The following is a 20,881-nucleotide window of genomic DNA, read 5'->3' as shown; positions in this document are numbered from 1 at the left end:
GGGTCTGCCTTCAGCTCGGTGAAGAACGTGCCCCCGCCGCCCGTGCTGTCCTCGCTCGCGTCGGCGTCCTCGGCGATCAGGTCATCCAGCCGGGACCGGGTCGCTGCGGACAGCCGGGGCCCACCGTGGCCGCGCAGAACCGTTCCTCGAAGGTGTTGACCGCCGACCCCACCAGGCGGGCGATACGCCCCGGCGTCGGCGGCTCGAGCCGGTCCTTGCGGCAGCGGGCCACCACGGCCTCTGCCAGCCGGTCCCTCGACAGCTCCACCCCGCACAGCTCCACCGCCAGCCACTCGGCGAGTTGGGCCTGGTCCTCCTCCGTGCACTCGCGGAAGCCGAACGCGCCCCGGATCTCCACCCGGTGCCGCTTGATCGCCCGCCCCGCCCAGTCGTACGCGGCCCACTCCTCGGCGGGCACCTTCACCTGCTGGGCGACGTACGCCACCGCCGGCGCCGGGATCTCCTCAGCGTTCTCCGGGAACCGGGCCTCCACCTCGAAGAACTTCAGCAACAGCGCGAACCCCAACCGGTTCGCCCCCGACTTGTTCCGCAGCCGCTCCTGATCCTCCTCCAGCAGCGTCCAGACCTCGATCAGGTCCTCCGGCTCCCACTCCTGCCGCACCCCGGGCTCCTTCCGGTCGTCATGACCGGACCAACGTCGCCGAGCACGGTCCCCGATGAACCCAGAAGATCGAAAACCCTGACAAGCACACCCCAGATCCGCTACAGAGAGCTACTTGTCACTTCACGGCAGCTTCGGGAGAACAGGGCCAAGATCAGCGATGCCGCAGATAATAGGGCGTTATCTGTAGGAAGACTTCGGACGGCTCCGGCTGCCGGCACTCCGTCAGCCGCCCGCCAGGGCGGATCTAGGCTTTAGAGCCGGTTTTCGTTCCGATGTTCCTCAACCCCCTACAGCCCCGTGAGTTCCCGAAAACTGAAGGGTTCTCGGTAGGAACCCATGGGTCCGGCAGCCAATTCTGCAGCGAGAAGGCCCGGGTTCACGACGAACCTGAGGTGCGGGTCCGCCTACAGGGGTCGGTAAGCGCCGTAGTTCCCAGCCAGGGAGTTCGTGGCGGCTTCGGCGACATCGGATCGAGGGCTGGAGATGCATGAGGTGAGGAAGCGGTGCACTCGCTGCCCCGTCCAGTCGGCCGCGGCAACAGCGGGCCAGAAGTAGATCCCGTCCTGTGGAGACCTGGCTTCGATGAAGTCGAGGACGTCGGTCACGGTTTCCTGATCCAGGGCAAGCCGGAGCATGGCCACGGCCTGCAGCGCTCAACCATCGCAGCGTGCGGTCGGCGCCGTTGATCAGGAAACCATCCGCTCGCGCGGGCCCGAGCCCGTGGCGCCCTTGCCGTGGCGGACGTGGGGCTTGCCGAAACGGCCCAGGTCCCACTTGATGTCCGCCGGATCGAGCTTGCATGCCTCGCTGGCCCGCGGTCCGACCTGGGTTATGAGCTGGAGGCGGTGCAGTTCCGGGTGGTCGGGGCGAACTTCCGGCAGGTCGCCAACTCGCTGCCCCACCCGGCGGACAGCGTCTTGGCCTCCGGCTCGGACGGCGGAATCGGCAGTGCCGGAGCTCCTCCGCCGTGGCCGGCGACCGGACATCGCGCAGGTTCCGTACGACAGCCAGCGCCAGGGCAAGCCCCGTCACCTTCACCCCGATCGTCAATCGATCAGACACGGTGAGAAAGCTTCAGGAATCCCGAGGTTGCGTCAGCCTGTGCGTCGCTGCCGGAGACGAGGACGAACCGCCTGGCCACAGGGTTGAGGACCCAGCGAGGCTCAGGGCAACCCACTGGATGTCGCACACTCCTGAAGCCTTCGCGGGGCGCCGGTCTCCCCGGCCGCTTCTGCTGCGGCCTGCGGCAGGCGGGCGGCCGGTTCCGTAAAAGCCAGCAGGTCCGGGCCGGGTGCCGGGTGGCTGGTGTCGCGTACCAGCCGGTGCAGCCGCGCGGCCGGCAGCGCGTCCAGCCCGGCCGCGGAGTGCCAAGTCAACTCGACACTTCCTCGCGTCGCCGGTCATCGCCGGCTGTGGCGGGGATGGCGTTGTCGATGAGGACGGCGGCGATGGCGGCGGCGGTGGGGAAGGCGTCGGCGTTGAGGACCCGGGTGCGGGCCGCGGCGCCGTCGATGAGCAGCGCGAGCTGCTCGCCGAGCTGTTCAGGGTCGGCGGCGCCGGCTTCGCGGGCGGTGTCGGCGAGCCGCGCGGCGACGGCTTTCTTGTAGTCGCGTGCGTACTGGGACGCGGGGTGCTGGGGGTCGTGGAGTTCGACGGCGGCGGCGATGTAGGGGCACAGGGGGGTGGTGGGGGGCATGTCGAAGGCGGCGAGGAGCCGTTCGCGGGGCGTGAGGTCGGTGCGGTCGAACACGCCGGACAGAACGGAGGGGTCGAACCGGCGCAGGTACTCGGCGACGAGTTCGTCCTTGCCGGTGAAGTGCTGATAGGCCGTGCGCTTGGACACCTGGGCCGCCGCGCAGAGCTGGTCCATGCCGGTGCGGTTGATGCCCTGCTCGCGGAACAGCTGCTGGGACGCGCTGATGATGCGCTCGCGGGCGCCCCGGCCGCGGCGGCGGCCCGTGGGGCCTTTCTCCAACTCCGTCATGGCTCCATGCTACCCCAGATGGGTAACGACCGGTGTACATAGTTGCGCCCCGACCGGGCGCCCCGTACCGTAACCACACAGGGCGGTGTACATAACACCGTTGCCCAGGCACGCACGGCACCACCGACTCAAGGGAACGACTATGGGAAAGCTCGACGGCAAGGTCGCGGTCATCACCGGCGGCACCACCGGCATGGCTCTGGCCGGCGCGAAGCTGTTCGTCGACGAGGGAGCGCACGTCTTCATCACCGGCCGCCGCCAGGACGCCCTGGACGAGGCCGTGAAGCAGATCGGCCGCAACGTCACCGGCGTCCAGGGCGACGCCGCCGACCTGGACGACCTGGACCGCCTGTACGACACCGTCAAGCGGGAGAAGGGCAGCATCGACGTGCTGTGGGCCAGCGCCGGCGGGGGCGAGCCCGCCCCGCTCGGCGAGATCACCGAGGCCCAGTTCGACACCTGGTTCGGGCTCAACGCCCGCGGCACCCTGTTCACCGTCCAGAAGGCCCTCCCGCTCTTCAATGACGGCGGTTCCATCCTCATGACCGGCTCCAACGCCTCCCTCGGCGCCTTCCCCGGCTGGAGCGTCTACGCCGGCAGCAAGGCCGTCCAGCAGGCATGGGCCCGCGTCTGGCTCAACGAGCTCAAGGACCGCCGCATCCGCGTCAACGTCCTGACCCCCGGCCAGGTCGCCACCGCCAAGCAGGAAGAACTCTTCGACGAGGCCACCAAGCGCCAGTTCGAGTCCCTCATCCCCCGCGGCCAGATGGGCCACCCCGACGAAATCGCCACCGCCGCCCTCTTCCTCGCCTCCGACGACTCCAGCTACGTCAACGGCATGGAACTCGTCGCCGACGGCGGCACCACCGCCATCTGAACCGCACAACCACAACCAGGGCAGGACACCTCATGAGCCACATCAGCATCATCGGCACCGGGAACATGGCCCGCACCATCGGCACGCGGGCGATAGCGGGCGGCAACACCGTCGAGGTCATGGGACGCGATCAGTCCAAGGCCGCCGACCTGGCCAAGGCTCTCGGCGGCGGCGCCACGACGGGAGAATGGGGCACCGCCCCGGCCGGGGACATCGTCATCGTGGCCCTGTTGTACGACGGTGTCGTGCCGGCCGTCGCCCAGTACGGAGACGCTCTCGCCGGCAAGGTCATCGTCGACATCAGCAATCCCTTCAACTCCACGTTCGACGGGCTGGCCCACCGCGAGGAGACCTCGATCGCGCAGCAAGTCGCCAAGGCGGCCCCGGCCGGCGCCAACGTGGTGAAGGCGTTCAACACCGTCTTCCGCCATGTCCTGGAGAAGGGCCGGCCCGACGTCTTCATCGCCGGCGACAACGCGCAGGCCAAGGCAAGTGTGGAGGCGTTCATCGAGAGCCTCGGGCTGCGCCCGCTGGACGTCGGCGGCCTGAAAATGGCGCACTGGCTGGAAGGAGCGGGCGTGGTCACGGTGGGCCTCGCCAACCACGGGGTGGGGAACTTGGACTTCGCCCTCAGCATCACCGAACTTCCCGTCTGAGCAGGGCTTGTCGAGTTCCGTACGCTGGGTCATGTCCAGACACCACGCGACGTCCGGCAGGTTACTCGGCCCTGTCCGGTTTCGTCTCTTGCCATGGCTCTTATCCCTATCGCCCACGGCGGACCCTCATCCGTCGGCGAAGCCCAACGGATGAGGGCGTTGCGCGATCAGCCGGTCAAGCTTCCGGACTTGACGGCCGCGATGAACGACGACCAGTTGGTTGTACGGAAGCGGAGGCTCGGGCCGGTGGGGTTCTTGGAGTCGCGGACCGGGATGTCGGCGTACCCGTCCGCGACTTCGAGGCATTCGCCTTGAGCGGCTCCGCTGTGGCTGGACTTGCGCCATCCGACAGACTTCATGGTCGTAGTCCTCCGGTTTCAGGCGGTCAGGCTGGTGTCCTTGATGGCCGTGATGAACGTCGACCAGTCGTTGGTCTGGAAGAGCAGGGCGGGACCGGCGGGGTTCTTGGAGTCCCGGACAGGGATGTTCGCGTATCCATCGGCCACTTCGAGGCACTCGCCCTGCTCATTCGAGCTGTAGCTTGACTTACGCCAGCCGATGAAGCGCTCACTGCTGCTCATCTTCGTACTCCTTCGCTATGGCCCTGATCAGGTCCAGTGACTCTTTGCGAGGCAGTGCCTCGCTCAGCGCCAGACTGTAGGACTCCTGGTACTTGCTCACGATGGCTGGATCGTCCATCAGGGCCCCCGTGTAGTACCCCTCGGAGTAGGCCAACGGCGGAGCGTCTTCGAAGCCCATCAGGTAGACCGACCCAGCTTGCAGAGCGTGCTCTCCCGCCTCGAACGGCAGGATGTGCAGCCGCATTCGTCCCACTTCTGCCATGCCTGCAACCTTGTGAAGCTGCTCGGCCATGACTTGCGCGCCGCCGACCTTCCGCCGGAGGCACGCCTCGTCCAGCAGGGTCCACACTACGGGCGCCAACGGGCCGTCAAAGAGCTTGGCCCGCTCGATGCGGACGACGACCTTCTGATCAAGTTCTTCGGCCGTATGGTTCGGGCTGAACGAACTGAACACCGCCCGCGCGTACGCCTTGGTCTGAAGCAAGCCGGGGATCAGTGAGGAGCCGTACTGACGGATTTCCGTCGCCTGCCGCTCCAACTCCGCTACGGCCGCGAAGTGATCCGCGTACCTGCCTTCCAGGTCCTTCAGCCAGCGGGTGAAGAAGCCATCCGTACCCAGCGCGGCGTCGATGCGCTTCGCGTCATGTGGGTTGGGGAGGCGGCGGCCCGCCTCGAAGTGGCTGATCAGAGTAGGCGAGCAGACCACGATCTCGCCCAACTTCTCCTGAGTCATCCCCGCCGCTATGCGACGGAGCTTCAACTCCTCGCCGTACTTCTGTCGAAGAGTGCGCGGTTTCCTGGCCTGGGCCATGCCATCAACTCCTACATCTGAAGCGGGTGTTGTCAACCCCCTACTACTGGCCACCATAGCCCGACTCCTATCACTCTGTGAGGTGTTCGTCACAGAAAGCGAGCAAGGGCAGATGGAGGGCGTGTGACATGTGCGGGAACCGCAGGCCGGACCAAACCGACCACAGCGTTGTGCTGCGGTGGAGCAGTCACCCGAGGTGCGTGGCGCTGGCGCGGATGGAGTTGCGTAAGGCGCTGGCCGATTGGGGGCTGTCGGAGCTGGAGGATGCGGCGGTCCTGATCGTGTCCGAGCTGCTCAGCAATGCCGGTCTTCACGCCAAGGTGACGCCGGAGGAGATCATCGAGACGCGCTATTTCCGCAGTTCGGGCGCTCTGCGGATCGAGGTGCACGACGGTTGTCCGGACCGGCCGCAGCCGCGTACCCCCGACCCCGAGGCGCCGGACGGGCGCGGGCTCCTGCTCGTGGACGCATTGGCGGACGAGTGGGGTGTGGCCGATCGGGGTGGGCCGGGGAAGATGGTGTGGGCCTCGTTGTCGCTCCGGGGCATGGCGGGCGGGGGGTCGGGGCGTGGCTGATGTGCCGGCGTCGGGGGGTGAGCGGCCTCCGCTGGGTGCGGTACGGCGGCCGGACATCGTCCCGTACATCGCGTGCTGGTCCTCGGAGCACCGGCCGCAGGGCACGCTGATCGTCCGGGGCGGCGGCATCGCGTACGCCGACGAGGGTCCGTACGAGCGTGACGACCTGGGCGTGCTGTGGAAACGGGTCGGCATCAGCCCGGGCAAGGGGCGCCCGGAGTTCGGGAACGTGCACTTCCTGCGGCAGCGCCGGGCCATGCGGAAACTGCTGTGCCAGATCTGCGGCGAGCCGTCGGACCGTACCGACGACGGCACTTTGTGGGTGGTTGGCGAGGACGCGGACTACCCGGAGCTGCACAAGCCCGGCTTCGTCACCACGCACCCGCCGCTGTGTGTGCCCTGCGCGGTCACCTCGGTGGGGGCGTGTCCGCACTTACGCAAACGGTATGTCGCCCTGCGGGTGCGGACGTTCGTGGTGGCGGGGGTGCACGGAGCGCTGTACCGGCCGGGCGGGCTGGTCCCGGTGGCGTACGACGCGGGCGGCGTGGCCTTCGAGAGCCGACGGCTCCCCTGGGTGCTCGCGGGCCAACTCATCATGGAACTCCAGGAGTTCACGATCGTGGACCTGGACGCGGAACACGCTTCGTACCTCAAGCGCGCGGAGGCGCGGCAGAGGGTGTTCGGGGGACGCCGGGACGAGCGTCTCAGTGGTCGTCGACGATCCTGACGGCCACGCCGTCCTTGATGGTGACCTCTGCGGACACTCCGGCCTTGGCCGCCGTCTCCAACTCGGCTTCTGTGCAAGGGGCGTCGACTTTGCTGTTCTCGACACCGCATATGTCGCCGGTGCCCACGATGTCGGTGTCCACGGCGACGAAGAAGATCTGCTCGGCCCCCTTCATGTCGCTGACGGTGTACTTGCTGGGCGCCAGATAGCTCACATTGCCGAACCAGGTCCCGCTGACACCCTTGCCCTTGCCGTTGGCCTGAGCGCCGTCGGCGGCGGCGGGAACCTCGGCCGGGCTTCCGGTGCCCTCGGCGGGGCTGTCGGTGGCGGGGGCCGCGTCCGGGGCATCCGTGGCGTCGGCGTCGGCCTCGGCGCCGGCGGGGACGGGGTCGGCGGCAGCCGGGGCCGAGGGCGCGGACGAGGCGGCGGCGCTGTCGGAGGTGCCCTGCTGACAGGCCGTCAGGAGCGTGGTGGCCGCGAGAAGGGAGAGGGCGGCGAGAGCGGTCTTGCGGCGGTAGGTACGAGCCATGATGTCAACGCTCCTGGTAGCTGCGGTGGTTGGTGGTGATCACCACTGTGGCCTCGGCGGCAGCCGGGGGAGAAGGGGAGTCGGGGACTGATGACAGCGCCGTCGTCAGCCCGTGACAATCGGCACCGGGCGGTGTCGCCGGGAGGGCCGCCAGGCGAATCGCTCCCCCGTATGCGCCTGGCCGTACGCATGCGCGCCTGGCCGTACGTCCGTAAGCCGGACCGCCGGACCGCCCGACCGCCGCGGCGACTGGCCCGTACGTTCGCGAGCCGGGCCGCCGGGCCGCCGCGCCGCCAGGCCGAGCGGTCCGTACGAATGCCGCTACGGGGCGTCACCCTCCCAGCGGGAACTCCGGCAGACCGGCCTTGGCTACTCTGCACGGGTGACCACCGACCTGACCCTGCTGCCGCGTGTCGCCCATCGCGGACAGGAGGTCACCGCGCCCCGGCTCCGCGGTCTTCTCGCACTGCTCGCGGGGGATCTGCGTACGGGGTGCAGCACCGAGCGGCTGGTGGCGGGGCTGTGGCCGGACGAGCTGCCGGAGCGGCCGGGGAAGGCGCTCCAGGTCCTCGTGTCCAGGGCCCGGACGCAACTGGGCGCCGACGTCATAGCGAGCACGCCGACCGGATACCGGCTCGCACTCGCCGAGGACCAGGTCGACAGCTCCGCCCTGCTGCTGTACGCCGCCGCGAGCGCGGACCGGGCCAGGGCCGGGGACCACGCGGGATCGCTGGCCGCGGCCGAGGCCGGGCTGGCGCTGTGGGAGGGCACCCCGGACGGGGCCGGCGACAGCGGCGGGACCGGTGACCCCGTGGCCGCGTTGCGCGCCGGGCGCGCCCCCGTCCGCGGCACGCTCGTACGCGCGCGGGCGCTCGCGCTCGCCAAGCTGGGGCGGCACGCGGAGGCGGCCGGGCCGCTGGCCGTGGCCGCGTCGGAGTATCCGCGCGACGAGGAGGTGCTCGCCGAACTGCTGCGCGGCGAGGCGGCGACGGCGGGCCCGTCCGCCGCGCTGACGCGGTACGAGGCGTACCGCCGTGAGCTGCGCGAGACGCTCGGTACGGATCCGGGCGCCGGGCTCAAGGCCGTACAGCAGGAGCTGCTGCGCGGCGAGTCGCCCGTGGTCAGGCACGGTGTGCCGCATGAGCCGAACCCGCTGCTCGGCCGGGACGAGGACATCGCGGCGGTGGAGCGGCTGCTGCGCTCCTCGCGCGCCGTCACCGTCGTCGGTCCTGGCGGCCTCGGCAAGACGCGGCTCGCGCACGCCGTCAGCCGCCGGGCCGAGCAGCGCGTGGTGTATTTCGTGCCGCTCGCGGGGGTCACGGCGGACGAGGACGTGGCCGCGGAGGTGGCTTCCGTGCTCGGCGCGGGCGAGGGGCGGCCCGGTGCCATGAGCCACGCGTCGGCCGACCGCGTGCCCGGCATCCTCGGTGTGCTCGGCTCCGGGCCCGCGCTGCTGGTCCTGGACAACTGCGAGCAGGTCATCGCCGGTGCCGCTGCCCTCGTACAGGCCCTGGTCTCGTCCTCGAAGGACCTGCGGGTGCTCGCCACCAGCCGGGCCCCGCTGGGCCTGACGTCGGAGGCGGTGTACGCGCTGCCGGAGCTGGGCCTCGGCACCTCCGTCGAGCTGTTCACGCAGCGGGCCCGGGCCGCCAGGACCGGTGTGGAGCTGCCGCCGGACGCTGTGGCCGGGCTGTGCCGGCATCTCGACGGGCTGCCGCTCGCCGTGGAACTGGCCGCGGCGCGGGTGCGGGTGCTGTCGGTGCCGGAGATCGCGCGCCGCCTCGGCGACCGGTTCGCGCTGCTGCGCGGCGGGGCCCGGGACGTACCGGAGCGGCACCGCACACTGCACGCGGTCGTGGAGTGGAGCTGGAATCTGCTCGCGGAGGACGCCCGGGCGGCGCTGCGCACGCTGTCCGTCTTCCCCGGGGGCTTCTCGGGCGAAGCGGCGGAGCACGTCCTCGGCGAGGACGCGCTGCTTCTGCTGGAGCAGTTGGCCGGTCAGTCACTGCTCACCGTCGCCGACACGTCGGCGGGCGTGCGGTTCCGGATGCTGGAGACCGTACGGGAGTTCAGCGCGGCCCGGCGTGCGGAGGCGGGCGAGGACGAGGAGGCCGTCGGCCGATTCGTCGCCTGGGCACGGGACTTCGGGGTCGCGCACCACGACGTGCTCCTCGGCTCGGAGCCTGCGGCAGCCTGGGAGCGGATCAAGGCAGAGCAGGACAACCTCGTACTGGCGCTGCGGCACGCGCTGGCTCGTAACGCCTTGGCCCGTAACGCTGACGCGTCGGCCCGTGACGCGTCGGCCCGTGACGCGTCGGCCCGTGACGCGTCGGCCCGTGACGCCCTGGTTCGTGGCGCCTTGGGGCGCGACGCCTCGGCCCGTACCGCCCCAGCCCGTAGCGTCCCGGCTCGTACGGACGGCTCCGCCATCGCCGCCCTCACCGCCGTGCTCGCCGCTTTGTGGTCCACCGACTCCAACTACCCCCGCCTCGCCGCCCTCGCCGCCGACACCGGCCCGGCGCTGTCGCACTACTACCCCGAGCCCGAATACGTCGAAGTCGCCCGCGCCGCCGCGGTGTCGTGCACGGCGGCCCTGCTCATGGGCCCCGGCCCGCGTGCCGTACGGCAGCTCGTCACCCTCCGGCGGCTGCCCCCGGCCCCGCCGGACACGCTGCTGCGGGCCGCCGCGGTGGTGCTGAGCGCGGTCCCCGAGATGCTGCCTCCCGACTACGCCGTGCTGCGGGGGCTCTGCGACAGCGAGCAGCCGCTGGTCGCCGGCATGGCCGAGTCCATCGCCACCTACATGTGGGAGTACGAGCACGACCTCGACCGCGCGCTCGTCTCGGCCCGCCGGATGATCTCCGAACTGGCCCCGGCCGACAATCCGTCCATGCAGCTCATGGGGCATTCCCGGCTGAGCGAGCTGTACTTGCGGACGGGGCGGGGCGAGGAAGCGTACGGGCATCTCAAGACGGTGCTCAAGGTGCTGCCGCGGCTCAACGACGGGCGCGACTACATCTTCATCCGCTCGTCCCTCGTCCTCGCCTGCCTCCAGCGCGGCGACCCCGACGAGGCCGAGTACTGGCTGCGGCAGACGGAGAGCGAGAACCTCCCGCGGCAGGACGACTTCTTCCGGTCCGATCTCGGCGGGCGCGCCGAGATCGCGCTCGCCCGCGGACTGACGGAGGTGGGGCTCGGCCTGTGGCGCGGCGCCGTGGACCGCATGCTCGCGGTCGGCTCGACGCGCGGCGGCGACGCGTGGCTCGACCCGTGGGCGTTCCTGATCCAGTCGGTGGCGGTGACGGCGCACGCGCACGCCGGCCGGCTCGGGCCGGTCGCGGAGGTGGTCGAACGGCTGCGGGAGCGGCTGCGGACGCTGCTCTCCGATCCGGCCGGCTCGCCCTCGGAACTCCCTTTGTTCGGGACGGTGCTGCACGCCCTCGGCATGGCGGGGCTCGCGTCCGGCGACAGTGGTGCCGTACGGATGATCGCGCTGGCCGAACGGCTGGGGGTGATGCGCGAGTTCCAGCCGACGATGTCGGCGGACCGCGCCCGGCAGGCTGTTGGGGCCACCGAGCCAGCTGTCCGGGCGGCGTACGCCGACGCGGTGTCGGGGTACGCCGCCCTGGAGCGGGACGAGCTGCGGGAGGCGGCCCGCGCTGTCATGGCGGTTGCTTCGGATCGCGGTTGACGCTTACTTCAGGTGGCTCACTTCGCGTCGCGGTTGAACAACTGCTTCGAGTCGCCTACTCCGGGTCGCGGTTGAACAGCGACGTCGACCAGCGGTAGCCGAGCGCGGTCAGACCGACGCACCAGGCGATCGCGATCCACCCGTTGTTGCCGATCTCGGTGCCGAGCAGCAGGCCGCGCAGGGTTTCGATGGCGGGGGTGAAGGGCTGGTACTCGGCGATGGGCTGGAACCAGCCCGGCATCGTGTCGGCCGGGATGAAGGCGCTGGAGATGAGCGGGAGGAGGATCAGCGGCATGGCCATGTTGCTGGCCGCCTCGGGGTTCGGGCTGGCCATGCCCATCCCGACCGCGATCCAGGTGAGCGCCAGGGTGAACAGGGTCAGCAGCCCGAACGCCGCCAGCCACTCCAGGGCCGTGGCGTCCGTGGAGCGGAAGCCGATGGCCACGGCGACGGCACCGACGAGGACCAGGCTGGCGAGTACTTGCAGCACGCTGCCGACGACGTGTCCGATGAGCACCGACCCGCGGTAGACCGCCATGGTGCGGAAGCGGGCGATGAGGCCCTCCGTCATGTCCATGGAGACGGACACCGCGGCCCCGATCACGGTGGAGCCGATGGTCATCATCAGCAGGCCCGGGACGATATAGGCGATGTAGTCGGAGCGGTCGGCGCCGTCGCCGCCGATGCCCGCGCTCATCACGTCGCCGAAGATGTAGACGAAGAGCAGCAGCAGCATGATCGGCGTGAGCAGCAGGTTCAGGGTCATGGACGGGTAGCGCTGTGCGTGCAGCAGGTTGCGGCGCAGCATCGTGTTCGAGTCGCGTACGGCGAGGGAGAGGGCGCTCATCGGACAGCCTTCCTGGGCTGGTTGGGGTCGTCGGTGGCGTGGGCGGCGGCGTGGCCGGGGGCGTTGCTGGGGGCGTTGCTGGGGAGGTTGGGGCCGCCGGTCTTGTTGCCGCCGGTCAGGGCGAAGAACACGTCGTCGAGGTCGGGGGTGTGTACGGTCAGCTCGTCCGCCTCGATGCCGGCCGAGTCCAGCCAGTCGAGGATGGAGCGCAGCTCGCGCTGGCTGCCGTCGCTGGGGATCTGGAGCGACAGCGCCTCGTCGTCCCGGGTGACCTCGCGCAGGGCGACGGCGGCGGACCGGTACGCGTCCGGGTCGGTGAAGCGGAGCCGCACGTGTCCGCCCGGGATGAGCCGCTTCAGCTCGTCGGCCGTGCCCTGGGCGGCGATCCCGCCGTTGTTGAGCACGGCGATGCGGTCGGCGAGTTCGTCGGCCTCCTCCAGGTACTGGGTGGTGAGGAAGACGGTGACGCCGTCGGAGACCAGCTCGCGGATGATCCCCCACATGTTGTGGCGGCTGCGCGGGTCGAGGCCGGTGGTCGGCTCGTCGAGGAAGATGATCCGCGGGTTGCCGACCAGCGTCATGGCGAGGTCGAGACGGCGCTTCATGCCGCCGGAGTAGGTGGAGGCGGGCTTCTTCGCGGCCTCGGTGAGGTCGAAGCGCTCCAGCAGTTCGGCGGCGGTACGGCGGCCCTCGTGCCTGGACAGATGGTGCAGGTCCGCCATGAGGAGCATGTTCTCCTCGCCGGTGATCAGGCCGTCGACGGCGGAGAACTGCCCGGTGACGCCGATCGCGGCCCGTACGGCCTGTGGGTCGGCGGCCAGGTCGTGGCCGCCGACGTGCAGTTCGCCGGCGTCGGCGGTGATGAGGGTGGAGAGGATCTTGACGGCGGTGGTCTTGCCGGCGCCGTTCGGCCCGAGCAGGGAGAAGACGGTGCCGGCCGGCACGGCCAGGTCGATGCCGTCGAGGACGGTCTTGTCCCCGTAGGCCTTGCGCAGCCCCTTGGCCGCGATGGCGAGTGAGGGCGATGTCGTTGTTGTCATGCCGTGGAGATTGCGGCAGGGCGCGTTCAGCGCGGTTTCACGATGGTTTCAGCGCGCTGGAACCGGGCGGGAGGGAGGAGGAAGAGGGGATCTGGGCGGTATGCCGGGTCATCGGCACCCGAACAGGTGAAAATATCCGCTACGGAGCGTCACCGGTACGATGAGAGGTACATCTCCGGACGTAGCTGTGGGTTGGCCACGGTGACGTCCGATGAGGAGCGCGAAGTGAAGAAGCTGAAGAGGGCCGGCGTCGTGATCGCGATCGCCGGGAGCATTCTTGCCGCCGGAGGCGGCCCCGCATTCGCCGACGCGGAAGCCGAAGCCATCGCGAAGGGGTCGCCTGGCGTCCTTTCGGGAAATGTCATCCAGGTCCCGGTCCATGTCCCGATCAACCTGTGCGGCAACACCGTTGACATCCTCGCGCTCCTCAACCCGGCAGCGGCCAACAAGTGCATCAACGCCGGCTGAAGACCGACCGCTGAGCCACTGAGCCACTGAGCCACAAGGGCCGGCCCCGGCAATCCGCACCGGGGCCGGCCCTCGCGTGAGGCGGGGGGACCGGGCCGGTGCCCGTGTTGTTCAGTCGACGACCGCCGTGGCTTCGACCTCGACCAGATGCTCGGGCACGTCCAGCGCCGCGACGCCCAGCAGCGTGCCCGGCGGTACGGGCGTGACCCCCAGCTTCGCGGCCGCCCGAGCGACCCCCTCCATGAACAGGGGCAGCTTGTCGGGGGTCCAGTCGACGACGTACACGGTCAGTTTCGCCACGTCGCCGAAGGAGGCACCGGCCCCGGCCAGGGCGGTGCCGATGTTGAGGTAGCACTGCTCGACCTGGGCGGCGAGATCGCCGTGGCCGACCGTGACCCCCTGGGCATCCCAGGCGACCTGTCCGGCGATGAAGACCAGTTTCGAGCCGGTCGCGATCGACACCTGCCGGTAGGCATCGATCTCCGGCAGTCCGCTGGGGTTCATGAGGGTGATGGCCATGCTGACGGGCTCCTTGTCATGAGACTCCGTAGTCTCTTGTGGGTACTTGGGAACTGTAGGAGAGTGGCTGCTGACGTGGAAGAATGCACTTTTCGGTGACTGGGGAACCCAATGGTGACCAAGCAGTACGAGGGCTTGCCCGACGAAGCGAACCTGAGGCGCGCGGACTCCTTGGCCCGGGAGATCTTCTCGGACGTCGCCAACAAGTGGGCGCTTCTGATCATCGAGGCCGTGGGTGAACGCACGCTGCGCTTCGGCGAGTTGCGGAACGAGGTCGAGGGCATCAGCCACAAGATGCTCACCCAGAACCTGCGCATGCTGGAGCGGTACGGCCTGGTCGAGCGGGACGTGCACCCCACCGTGCCGCCGCGGGTCGAGTACACCCTCACGGAGCCGGGCCGGGCGCTGCGCAAGACGGTCGACACGATGTGCGACTGGACGCACCGTTATCTGGGCCACATCGAGGACTCCCGCCGCCGCTTCGACGCGTGAGCCCGCGTCGCCGGGTCGGGGTCCGGGGGCGGGCCCGGGGTCGGGGCCGGCCCGGCTGTGGTCGGCGAGGGCGTCTCAGCGGGGCGGGTCCGGTCCGGGGTCCGGGTTCAGGAGGGCGCGGGCGGCGGCCTGGTCGGCGGGGTCGGTGAGGGTGAAGCGGCCGACGTGGAGACGGGTGTGGCCGTACATGACACCGCCGAGTTCGACGGTCCGCTCGACCTCCATCGCCCAGGCGGCATGCGGGAGTTCAAGCGTCCCGGGCTTGGGTACGGTCCGGGCACTCCACCCCACGGAGATCAACCAGCACGCCTCGGCGAACCCTTCGGCCCCGGTCGACCCGTACATCAACACGGGCTGATGCCGCGCGGCGACATCCATAAGGCTGAGGTCAGGAACGCCGGGCACAGACACATACCCGACGAGCGCGGTCTCCCCGTACACCCCGCTGGTCGTATAGGCGACCACCCCATACCGCCCGGGCCACCGCTGCAACAACCGCACCACAGTCACCCTCCCCTCGCCACCTAGTGTCCCCACCACGCCCGCGCTCCCGTCGTCCCGAAGGTGTGCGTTCGGCACAAATCACCATGAACGGGATGCTGTGCACGTCAACGCCGCGCCCAACGGGGTGCGTGCTGGGGTTGGTCGTATCGCTGGCGTGGATCCGCCAGGGCCTCGCGGTCACTCGTTTGGGGGGCGGCCGCATAGGCGGCGCTGTGTGCGGAATTACTCTCTGTAAATGAACTGTTGCTTTGGGTGAAGGAATCGAAAGGCTGCACATTCTGTGGTGAACCCACGCGCACGATCGAGAGTGACCAGTCCTCTATCCCCCGCACCGGCACCCGCGCACACTCCCGCAAGACCCACCGCCGACGGGCCGGAAAAGCGGGAGAGCCCGCGCCGGGTGGCCGTCGCCAGTTTTATCGGCAACACCATCGAGCTGTACGACTTCTTCATCTACGGCATGGCCGCGGCGCTCGTCCTCGACGACGTTTTCTTCCCGAACCTCTCCCCCCTCAACTCCACGCTCGCGTCGTTCTCCACGTACGCGGTCGCCTTCCTCGCCCGCCCGATCGGGTCGGTCGTCTTCGGGCACTTCGGCGACCGCGTCGGCCGCAAGTCCGTCCTGGTCGCCTCGCTGCTGCTGATGGGGCTGTCCACGGTGATGGTGGGGCTGCTGCCCGGCTACGCGACCCTGGGGAGCTGGGCGCCGGCGCTGCTTGTGCTGCTCCGCTTCCTCCAGGGGATCGGGATCGGCGGCGAGTGGGGCGGTGCGGTGCTGCTCGCCGTGGAGCACGCGCCCCGGGGGCGGCGCGGGCTGTACGCGGCGTTCCCCCAACTCGGCCCGCCCGTGGGCTTCTCCGCCGCCACCGGTGTCTTCTGGCTGATGTCCGCGTCGCTCGACGAGGCCGCCTTCGCGAGCTGGGGATGGCGCGTTCCGTTCCTGCTGTCCTTCCTGCTGGTCGCCGTCGGACTGGTCGTACGGCTGAAGATCAGCGAGACCCCGGTCTTCGAACGGTCCGTGGCACAGCGGACGGTGAGCAAGGCACCCATGGCCGAACTCCTCCGGCGCCACCCACGCGAACTCCTGCTCGGCGCGGGCGCGATGGCCATCGTCTACACGCTCTTCTACTCGTCGATGACCTACGGCTTGTCGTACACCACGACAGTCCTGGGCATGCCCCGCAACACGATGCTGGCGCTGTCCCTGGTCGCCTGCGTCTTCCTCGCCGCCGCCATCTGGCTCTCCGCCACCCGCTCCGACACGGCAGGCCGGCGGAAACTGGTTCTGATGGGGTGCGGACTGGCCGTGGTCTGGGGCCTGTTGCTGTTCCCGCTGCTCGACACCGGACAGCCGGTGGTGATGGCGGTGGCCATGGGCGGCGCGGTGTTCTGCGTGGGCGTGACGTCCGGCCCGATGGGCGCGTACATGCCGGAACTGTTCCCGGCGCGCGTCCGCTACTCGGGCGCGTCCCTCTCGTACAACCTCGGCGGTGTCCTCGGCGGGGCGGTCTCCCCCCTGGTCGTGCCGCGCCTCCAGTCCGCCTTCGGCTCGGCGTCGGTGGGCTGGTACATCAGCGCGATGGCCTTGGTCTCACTGCTGTGCGTCCGCGCACTCCCCGAGACACGGGAACGCGAACTGGATTAGCAGAACTGGATTAGCACCCGGGGAACGACACATCGCTGCGCTACGGGGGATGTGCGTATGACGGTAGGCGGCGTACCGTCCGCGCCGGACCGTACGGCCGGCCCGCCCGTACCGCCAGGGGCCGCCCGCTCAGATCACCGGCGGGCGTCCCAGTGCCGTCATCCGGCCCACCGTCCGCCAGCGGATCGGGCGGCGGGTGCCGCAGGCCGTGCGGATTCCCTCGTAGAAGCCGCCGAACCACGCCCGCAGGCCGCTCGCCGAGCGGGTACGGGCCACCGTCAGCAGGATCCAGTTGCCCAGATAGACCGGGACCAGCGGGGCCGGGAGATGGCGGCGGGCGAGCCAGACGCGGTTGCGGGCGGTCATCCGGTAGAACTCCGCGTGCCGGGCGGGCGAGGTGCGCGGGTGCTGGAGGACCAGTTCCGGTTCGTACCGGATTGTCCAGCCCGCGTCCAGCGCCCGCCACGCCAGATCGGTCTCTTCGTGTGTGAAAAAGAACTGATCCGGCCAGCCGCCGATCTCGTCCAGCATCCGCATGGACAGCGCGTGACCCCCGCCCAGGAACGTGGTCACCTCGCCGCCCCGCATCGGATCGTCCACCCGCAGCCGCGGCACATGCCGCCGCGCCGTGAAACCGGTCTCGTCCGCGATCCGGAAGCTGACGATGCCGAGCCGCTCGTCCGCCTCGTACAGATCGGCGACCCGTGAGATCACATCGGCCTCGATCAGCAGGCCGTCGTCGTCCAGGTCCACCAGTACGTCGACGTCCCCGGCCGCGCGCAGCTCGCGCAGGGCGACATTGCGCCCGCCGGACACCCCGAGATTCCGCTCCAGCTCGACCCCGATGACCCCGTCGGGCAGCTCGGGGAGCGGCGCGCCGTTGCCGACGACCACGATCCGCGTGGCGGGCTCGCGCTGCTTGGCCACGGAATCGAGCAGGGCCCGCAGCTCCAGGGGCCGGGTTCCCATGGTCAGCACGGCCACACCCACACGCGGTCGGGACACGTCCGGATCACCCAGCTCTCGGTTGACGGCGGAAACAGCGGACAAGCGGTACGGCGGACACAGAAGTGGGGCGGAACAGCGGGCACAGCGGTACGGCGGAACTCGATGCTAGCCGTCGATGGACATCCGGCGGCCACTGCAAGGTATCCCGTGCGATGTCGTTAGTTCACCTTTGCCTCCGAATGGAGTGAGGTTTCGACTGCTTTGGTGTGGTATATGCGGCGCACGGCCGCCTCGTAACTCCCGTAACCGCGAGGCCCGTCCAGGGCCCGTCCGCCCCAAGCCCCCATGTCCTGGACACGGCCCCTGTGGGAGACTTCCCGCATGGCGCTGGTGTTCGGTGGTGGGGTGTGAGCGAACCGCGTTCTGCGCCTACCATCGGACAGATCGTCCTCAGCAGGCAGTTGCAGACCCTCCGTGAGCGCGCGGGTCTCACCCGTGACCAGGCCGCCAAACTGCTGCATGTGACCGCCGCGACCATTCGGCGCATGGAGATGTCCGAGGTCGCCCTCAAGATCCCGTACGTCGAGATCCTGCTGTCCGCGTACGGCCTCCCGGACGCCGAGCGCGCCGAATTCGTCCGGCTCACCGAGGAAGCCGTGAAGCCCGGCTGGTGGCAGCGGTTCTATGACGTGCTGCCGGACTGGTTCGGCGGCTATGTGAGCCTTGAGGGAGCGGCGAAGACCATCCGGTGCTACGAACCGCATTTCGTTCCGGGATTGCTCCAGACTGAGGACTACGCGCGTTACGTGCTGAAGTTCGGCGAGGTCGGACGGTCCGATCCGGAGCGGGTCGAGCGGCGTGTCGCGCTGCGGATGGAGCGGCAGAAGCTGCTCACGCGCGCGGAGGCGCCGCCGGTGTTCTGGGTCGTCATGGACGAGACCGTGCTGCACCGGCCGGTCGGTTCTTCCGAGGTGATGCGGGGCCAGATAGACCACTTGCTGGCGATGGCCGAACTGCCCAATGTGACGATCCAGATAGCCGAGTTCGCGTCCGGCCACCACCCCGGCACGTACAGCCCGTTCGTCCTGTTCCGCTTCGCGATACCCGAGGTGCCGGACATCGTCTACATCGAGTATCTGACGGGCGCGCTGTATCTCGACAACGCCGGCGAACTGTCCGAGCACAAGGAAGCGATGGACCGGATGGTCGCGCACGCGGAGTCCGCGGGGCGGACGAAGGAGATTCTGGCCCGCTTCCGCAAGGAGCTGTGGGGGCTGTGAGGCAGCGTCAGCGTCACTTCATCACGTACGCGCGCCGGATCGCCGCGCAGCCCGCGCACCCCTCGTACCCCGCGCACCCCTTGTGCCCTTCGCGCCCCCCGTCGTACCCCCCGTACCCCCGATCCACCAGGTAACAGAGTTACGGAGTCCCACCGATGACGACAGGCATCCCCAAACCCCAGGTCGACACCAGCAAGCCGCACCCCGCGCGGGTGTACGACTGGCTCCTCGGCGGCAAGGACAACTACACCGTCGACCAGGAGATAGGCAAGAAGCTCCCCGACGCCTCCAAGCTGGACGCCCGGCTGAACCGCGCCTTCATGCACCGGGCCGCGGCCTGGGTGGCCGGGACCGGAATCGACCAGTACCTCGACATCGGTACGGGCATCCCCACCGAGCCCAATCTGCACCAGATCGTCCAGGGAATCGTTCCTGCGTCCCGGATCGTCTACACCGACAACGACCCGATCGTGCTGCGCCACGCGGAAGCCCTGCTGATCAGCACGCGAGAGGGCGCCACCGACTACATCCAGGCGGATGTGCGCAGGCCGGACGAGATCCTCGACCACGCGCGCCAGATCCTGGACTTCACGCGGCCGGTCGCGCTGTCGCTGATCGCGCTGATGCACTTCATCCCGGACGAGGACGACCCGTACGGCATCACGCGCACGCTGGTGGAGGCGCTGCCGGCGGGCAGTCTGTTCCTGTTCTCGCACGGTACGACGGACTTCCAGCCGGACAAGCTGGTGGGCCATGTGAACGATACGTACGGGAAGGGCGGGATCTCGTTGCGGATGCGGAGCCGGGCCGAGGTGGAACGGTTCTTCGAGGGTCTTGAGATGGTGGAACCGGGGCTGGTGACCGCCCCGAACTGGTACAAGGACACCCCGGCGCCGGAGAACGCGCTCAGCTCGTTCTATGTGGGGGTGGCGCGGGTCGGCGGCTGAGGGGTGACGGCGGCGGGCGGCGCTCCATGGTGGCCGCCGCTTCCGCCGCCTCTGCTGTTTCCGCCGCGTCTGTCGCTTCCGCTGCCTCCGCCGTCTCGGCTGCCTCTGCTGCTTCCGCCGGCGATGCCGCCGACCCAGACGTTGGTGATCGCGCTGATGTACCGGGCCCCGCAGTGGTCCGAGGGCACGACGAGCTGACTGCCCGCCGTATCCAGCCGCTCCCCGTCCATGGCGGTCGCGAGCAGGACCGGTACGTTGCCGAAGTCGGCGTCCAACTCCGCCCAGGACAGCACCGTATGGTGCCCGTCCCCGCCGGTCACCGCGAGCAGGAAGCGCGAACGGTCCTTGCGCCGCCGCGCGTCGAAGGCCGGCTTCGCCGCGTCGACCACCTCGCGCAGCAGCGGGCCCTCGAAGACGTGGTGCCGGGGCCCGTTGGTGGCGCAGTGGAACACCACGTCGGCGCGGTGCTGCTCCCACCGCTCACGCAGATCCGCGACGGTCAGCGACACGGGCCGCTCGACCTCGCCCCCGAGCAGCAGGGAGACGGCGGGCGGCGGTGGGCTGACGCGACTGACGTGGCTGGCGCTGGAGCTGGGGCTGGGGCTCAGGTCGGGGCTCTGGCTGGGCCGGGTCATGGGATTCCCCCTCCGGAGGCGATGGCCACCAGGGGTGATGCCCAGTCGCCGCGACGGGGAATCTCGGATGCGAGCTAAGAGTGGGTATATGGCTTGTGGATGCGAGCCAAAAGGCGGAGATCAACTTGCAGAAGCGGTCCTCGGGTGCGGGCTCCAGCTGCGAGCCTGCGGGCGGGACGTCGGCCTGCGGGCGGGACGTCGGATCGTACGACCGTACGGGCATGGCGCCCGGGGCCGTAAGGGCAGGGGCCTGGGCGGAGGTGCACGGGCAAGCCGTACGGCAAGGGGCCAGGCCCCGGACGGGCAGTGCGCCGGTCAGGCCGTACGGGCATGGCGCCCGGCGCCTCACGCCGTACAGCCGTACGCAGCGGGGGGGGGGGGGGGTTCCCCCCGAACAGGGCCCCCCTCCCCCCCCCCCCCCCCGGTCTTTCCCCCCTCCCCAACCTTTCGCCCCTTTTTTTTTTTTCATCCTTTCTTTTCCCCCTTCCCCTTTTCTGTGC

23 protein-coding genes and 1 pseudogene are annotated in these 20,881 nt (G+C 69.7%); 10 read left to right on the top strand and 14 right to left on the bottom strand.

Annotation, left to right across the window (positions count from 1 at the left end; translation table 11 throughout):
* Positions 1-76: 76 nt before the first annotated feature.
* The 4 genes from ACFU9P_RS34340 to ACFU9P_RS34325 all read right to left on the bottom strand — a co-directional run bounded on the left by ACFU9P_RS34340 (position 77) and on the right by ACFU9P_RS34325 (position 2,609).
* The gene (locus ACFU9P_RS34340) at positions 77-622 is read right to left on the bottom strand and encodes a DUF4158 domain-containing protein (protein ID WP_384088685.1); all 546 of its coding nucleotides are present in this window, start codon (positions 620-622) and stop codon (positions 77-79) included.
* A gap of 689 nt (positions 623-1,311) precedes the next feature.
* A complete protein-coding gene (locus ACFU9P_RS34335; RefSeq protein WP_376383945.1) occupies positions 1,312-1,527 on the bottom strand; it encodes a hypothetical protein in 216 nt (71 codons plus the stop codon).
* Positions 1,528-1,788: 261 nt separating this feature from the next.
* The gene (locus ACFU9P_RS34330) at positions 1,789-2,001 is read right to left on the bottom strand and encodes a hypothetical protein (RefSeq protein ID WP_384088682.1); all 213 of its coding nucleotides are present in this window, start codon (positions 1,999-2,001) and stop codon (positions 1,789-1,791) included.
* On the bottom strand, positions 1,998-2,609 hold the full coding sequence (locus tag ACFU9P_RS34325; protein ID WP_384088679.1) for a TetR/AcrR family transcriptional regulator: 612 nt from the start codon (positions 2,607-2,609) through the stop codon (positions 1,998-2,000). Before ACFU9P_RS34325 ends, ACFU9P_RS34330 begins: the two co-directional genes overlap by 4 nt.
* A gap of 142 nt (positions 2,610-2,751) precedes the next feature.
* Between ACFU9P_RS34325 and ACFU9P_RS34320 the strand changes: the two genes are divergently transcribed.
* Together ACFU9P_RS34320 and ACFU9P_RS34315 are read left to right on the top strand one after the other, a co-directional pair.
* On the top strand, positions 2,752-3,486 hold the full coding sequence (locus ACFU9P_RS34320) for an SDR family NAD(P)-dependent oxidoreductase (RefSeq protein ID WP_384088676.1): 735 nt from the start codon (positions 2,752-2,754) through the stop codon (positions 3,484-3,486).
* A 32-nt stretch (positions 3,487-3,518) separates the two neighbouring features.
* A complete protein-coding gene (locus ACFU9P_RS34315; RefSeq protein ID WP_384088673.1) occupies positions 3,519-4,142 on the top strand; it encodes an NADPH-dependent F420 reductase in 624 nt (207 codons plus the stop codon).
* A 167-nt stretch (positions 4,143-4,309) separates the two neighbouring features.
* Here ACFU9P_RS34315 and ACFU9P_RS34310 read toward each other — a convergent pair whose 3' ends face one another.
* The 3 genes from ACFU9P_RS34310 to ACFU9P_RS34300 are packed head-to-tail and all read right to left on the bottom strand — an operon-like array spanning position 4,310 to position 5,534.
* Complete coding sequence (locus ACFU9P_RS34310) at positions 4,310-4,501, bottom strand: DUF397 domain-containing protein (protein ID WP_384088670.1); 192 nt, start codon at positions 4,499-4,501, stop codon at positions 4,310-4,312.
* Between the two features lie 18 nt (positions 4,502-4,519).
* Positions 4,520-4,723 carry a DUF397 domain-containing protein gene (locus ACFU9P_RS34305; RefSeq protein WP_384088667.1) on the bottom strand — a complete coding sequence of 68 codons (204 nt, stop codon included), beginning with the start codon at positions 4,721-4,723 and terminating at the stop codon, positions 4,520-4,522.
* Positions 4,710-5,534: a Scr1 family TA system antitoxin-like transcriptional regulator gene (locus ACFU9P_RS34300; protein WP_384088664.1), complete on the bottom strand. Its 825-nt coding sequence runs from the start codon at positions 5,532-5,534 to the stop codon at positions 4,710-4,712. Before ACFU9P_RS34300 ends, ACFU9P_RS34305 begins: the two co-directional genes overlap by 14 nt.
* A gap of 128 nt (positions 5,535-5,662) precedes the next feature.
* Here ACFU9P_RS34300 and ACFU9P_RS34295 point away from each other — a divergent pair, with 128 nt between their 5' ends.
* Both ACFU9P_RS34295 and ACFU9P_RS34290 read left to right on the top strand, forming a co-directional pair.
* Entirely contained in the window at positions 5,663-6,109 is a 447-nt protein-coding gene (locus ACFU9P_RS34295; protein WP_376383976.1) for an ATP-binding protein, read from the top strand.
* Positions 6,102-6,836: a hypothetical protein gene (locus tag ACFU9P_RS34290; RefSeq protein ID WP_376383978.1), complete on the top strand. Its 735-nt coding sequence runs from the start codon at positions 6,102-6,104 to the stop codon at positions 6,834-6,836. The genes ACFU9P_RS34295 and ACFU9P_RS34290 overlap by 8 nt, the downstream gene beginning before the upstream one ends.
* Here ACFU9P_RS34290 and ACFU9P_RS34285 read toward each other — a convergent pair.
* Positions 6,814-7,365: a hypothetical protein gene (locus tag ACFU9P_RS34285; RefSeq protein WP_376383981.1), complete on the bottom strand. Its 552-nt coding sequence runs from the start codon at positions 7,363-7,365 to the stop codon at positions 6,814-6,816. The two genes, ACFU9P_RS34290 and ACFU9P_RS34285, sit on opposite strands and share 23 nt — an antisense overlap.
* A gap of 382 nt (positions 7,366-7,747) precedes the next feature.
* Between ACFU9P_RS34285 and ACFU9P_RS34280 the strand changes: the two genes are divergently transcribed.
* The gene (locus ACFU9P_RS34280) at positions 7,748-11,056 is read left to right on the top strand and encodes an ATP-binding protein (RefSeq protein ID WP_384088660.1); all 3,309 of its coding nucleotides are present in this window, start codon (positions 7,748-7,750) and stop codon (positions 11,054-11,056) included.
* Between the two features lie 55 nt (positions 11,057-11,111).
* Here ACFU9P_RS34280 and ACFU9P_RS34275 read toward each other — a convergent pair whose 3' ends face one another.
* On the bottom strand, positions 11,112-11,903 hold the full coding sequence (locus tag ACFU9P_RS34275; RefSeq protein ID WP_376383986.1) for an ABC transporter permease: 792 nt from the start codon (positions 11,901-11,903) through the stop codon (positions 11,112-11,114).
* Positions 11,900-12,943, bottom strand: a complete 1,044-nt coding sequence (locus tag ACFU9P_RS34270) for an ATP-binding cassette domain-containing protein (RefSeq protein WP_384088656.1) — start codon at positions 12,941-12,943, stop codon at positions 11,900-11,902. The genes ACFU9P_RS34275 and ACFU9P_RS34270 overlap by 4 nt, the downstream gene beginning before the upstream one ends.
* Before the next feature lie 225 nt (positions 12,944-13,168).
* Here ACFU9P_RS34270 and ACFU9P_RS34265 point away from each other — a divergent pair, with 225 nt between their 5' ends.
* A complete protein-coding gene (locus ACFU9P_RS34265; protein WP_384088653.1) occupies positions 13,169-13,411 on the top strand; it encodes a chaplin in 243 nt (80 codons plus the stop codon).
* Positions 13,412-13,522: 111 nt separating this feature from the next.
* On the opposite strand, the gene ACFU9P_RS34260 is transcribed toward ACFU9P_RS34265, so the two are convergent.
* On the bottom strand, positions 13,523-13,930 hold the full coding sequence (locus ACFU9P_RS34260; protein ID WP_384088650.1) for a RidA family protein: 408 nt from the start codon (positions 13,928-13,930) through the stop codon (positions 13,523-13,525).
* 111 nt (positions 13,931-14,041) lie between these two features.
* Here ACFU9P_RS34260 and ACFU9P_RS34255 point away from each other — a divergent pair, with 111 nt between their 5' ends.
* The gene (locus tag ACFU9P_RS34255) at positions 14,042-14,422 is read left to right on the top strand and encodes a winged helix-turn-helix transcriptional regulator (RefSeq protein ID WP_376383994.1); all 381 of its coding nucleotides are present in this window, start codon (positions 14,042-14,044) and stop codon (positions 14,420-14,422) included.
* A 75-nt stretch (positions 14,423-14,497) separates the two neighbouring features.
* Here ACFU9P_RS34255 and ACFU9P_RS34250 read toward each other — a convergent pair whose 3' ends face one another.
* Complete coding sequence (locus ACFU9P_RS34250; RefSeq protein WP_384088646.1) at positions 14,498-14,926, bottom strand: hypothetical protein; 429 nt, start codon at positions 14,924-14,926, stop codon at positions 14,498-14,500.
* A 400-nt stretch (positions 14,927-15,326) separates the two neighbouring features.
* On the opposite strand from ACFU9P_RS34250, the gene ACFU9P_RS34245 reads away from it, so the two are divergent.
* On the top strand, positions 15,327-16,571 hold the full coding sequence (locus tag ACFU9P_RS34245) for an MFS transporter (RefSeq protein WP_376383999.1): 1,245 nt from the start codon (positions 15,327-15,329) through the stop codon (positions 16,569-16,571).
* Between the two features lie 129 nt (positions 16,572-16,700).
* On the opposite strand, the gene ACFU9P_RS34240 is transcribed toward ACFU9P_RS34245, so the two are convergent.
* A complete protein-coding gene (locus ACFU9P_RS34240) occupies positions 16,701-17,576 on the bottom strand; it encodes a glycosyltransferase family 2 protein (RefSeq protein ID WP_376384001.1) in 876 nt (291 codons plus the stop codon).
* Between the two features lie 350 nt (positions 17,577-17,926).
* Between ACFU9P_RS34240 and ACFU9P_RS34235 the strand changes: the two genes are divergently transcribed.
* Positions 17,927-18,799 carry a helix-turn-helix domain-containing protein gene (locus ACFU9P_RS34235; RefSeq protein ID WP_376384004.1) on the top strand — a complete coding sequence of 291 codons (873 nt, stop codon included), beginning with the start codon at positions 17,927-17,929 and terminating at the stop codon, positions 18,797-18,799.
* Positions 18,800-18,954: 155 nt separating this feature from the next.
* Positions 18,955-19,746 (top strand): SAM-dependent methyltransferase, encoded by a 792-nt coding sequence (locus ACFU9P_RS34230; RefSeq protein ID WP_376384007.1) that lies wholly within the window; start codon positions 18,955-18,957, stop codon positions 19,744-19,746.
* Between the two features lie 116 nt (positions 19,747-19,862).
* On the opposite strand, the pseudogene ACFU9P_RS34225 reads toward ACFU9P_RS34230, so the two are convergent.
* Positions 19,863-20,381: pseudogene (locus tag ACFU9P_RS34225) on the bottom strand (molybdopterin-dependent oxidoreductase); the annotation flags it as partial.
* Positions 20,382-20,881: the final 500 nt, after the last annotated feature.

Source organism: Streptomyces sp. NPDC057617, assembly GCF_042800555.1.
Lineage (GTDB): Bacteria > Actinomycetota > Actinomycetes > Streptomycetales > Streptomycetaceae > Streptomyces.
Note: the sequence above shows the minus strand (reverse complement) of the source record. Positions and strands in the feature narration are given on the sequence as shown.

Excerpts from the sequence above, each read along its gene's own strand:
- ACFU9P_RS34325 (WP_384088679.1), bottom strand. The coding sequence starts at position 2,609 with ATGACGGAGTTGGAGAAAGGCCCCACGGGCCGCCGCCGCGGCCGGGGC.
- ACFU9P_RS34320 (WP_384088676.1), top strand. The coding sequence starts at position 2,752 with ATGGGAAAGCTCGACGGCAAGGTCGCGGTCATCACCGGCGGCACCACC.
- ACFU9P_RS34315 (WP_384088673.1), top strand. The coding sequence starts at position 3,519 with ATGAGCCACATCAGCATCATCGGCACCGGGAACATGGCCCGCACCATC.
- ACFU9P_RS34310 (WP_384088670.1), bottom strand. The coding sequence starts at position 4,501 with ATGAAGTCTGTCGGATGGCGCAAGTCCAGCCACAGCGGAGCCGCTCAA.
- ACFU9P_RS34305 (WP_384088667.1), bottom strand. The coding sequence starts at position 4,723 with ATGAGCAGCAGTGAGCGCTTCATCGGCTGGCGTAAGTCAAGCTACAGC.
- ACFU9P_RS34300 (WP_384088664.1), bottom strand. The coding sequence starts at position 5,534 with ATGGCCCAGGCCAGGAAACCGCGCACTCTTCGACAGAAGTACGGCGAG.
- ACFU9P_RS34295 (WP_376383976.1), top strand. The coding sequence starts at position 5,663 with ATGTGCGGGAACCGCAGGCCGGACCAAACCGACCACAGCGTTGTGCTG.
- ACFU9P_RS34285 (WP_376383981.1), bottom strand. The coding sequence starts at position 7,365 with ATGGCTCGTACCTACCGCCGCAAGACCGCTCTCGCCGCCCTCTCCCTT.
- ACFU9P_RS34275 (WP_376383986.1), bottom strand. The coding sequence starts at position 11,903 with ATGAGCGCCCTCTCCCTCGCCGTACGCGACTCGAACACGATGCTGCGC.
- ACFU9P_RS34270 (WP_384088656.1), bottom strand. The coding sequence starts at position 12,943 with ATGACAACAACGACATCGCCCTCACTCGCCATCGCGGCCAAGGGGCTG.
- ACFU9P_RS34260 (WP_384088650.1), bottom strand. The coding sequence starts at position 13,930 with ATGGCCATCACCCTCATGAACCCCAGCGGACTGCCGGAGATCGATGCC.
- ACFU9P_RS34255 (WP_376383994.1), top strand. The coding sequence starts at position 14,042 with ATGGTGACCAAGCAGTACGAGGGCTTGCCCGACGAAGCGAACCTGAGG.
- ACFU9P_RS34230 (WP_376384007.1), top strand. The coding sequence starts at position 18,955 with ATGACGACAGGCATCCCCAAACCCCAGGTCGACACCAGCAAGCCGCAC.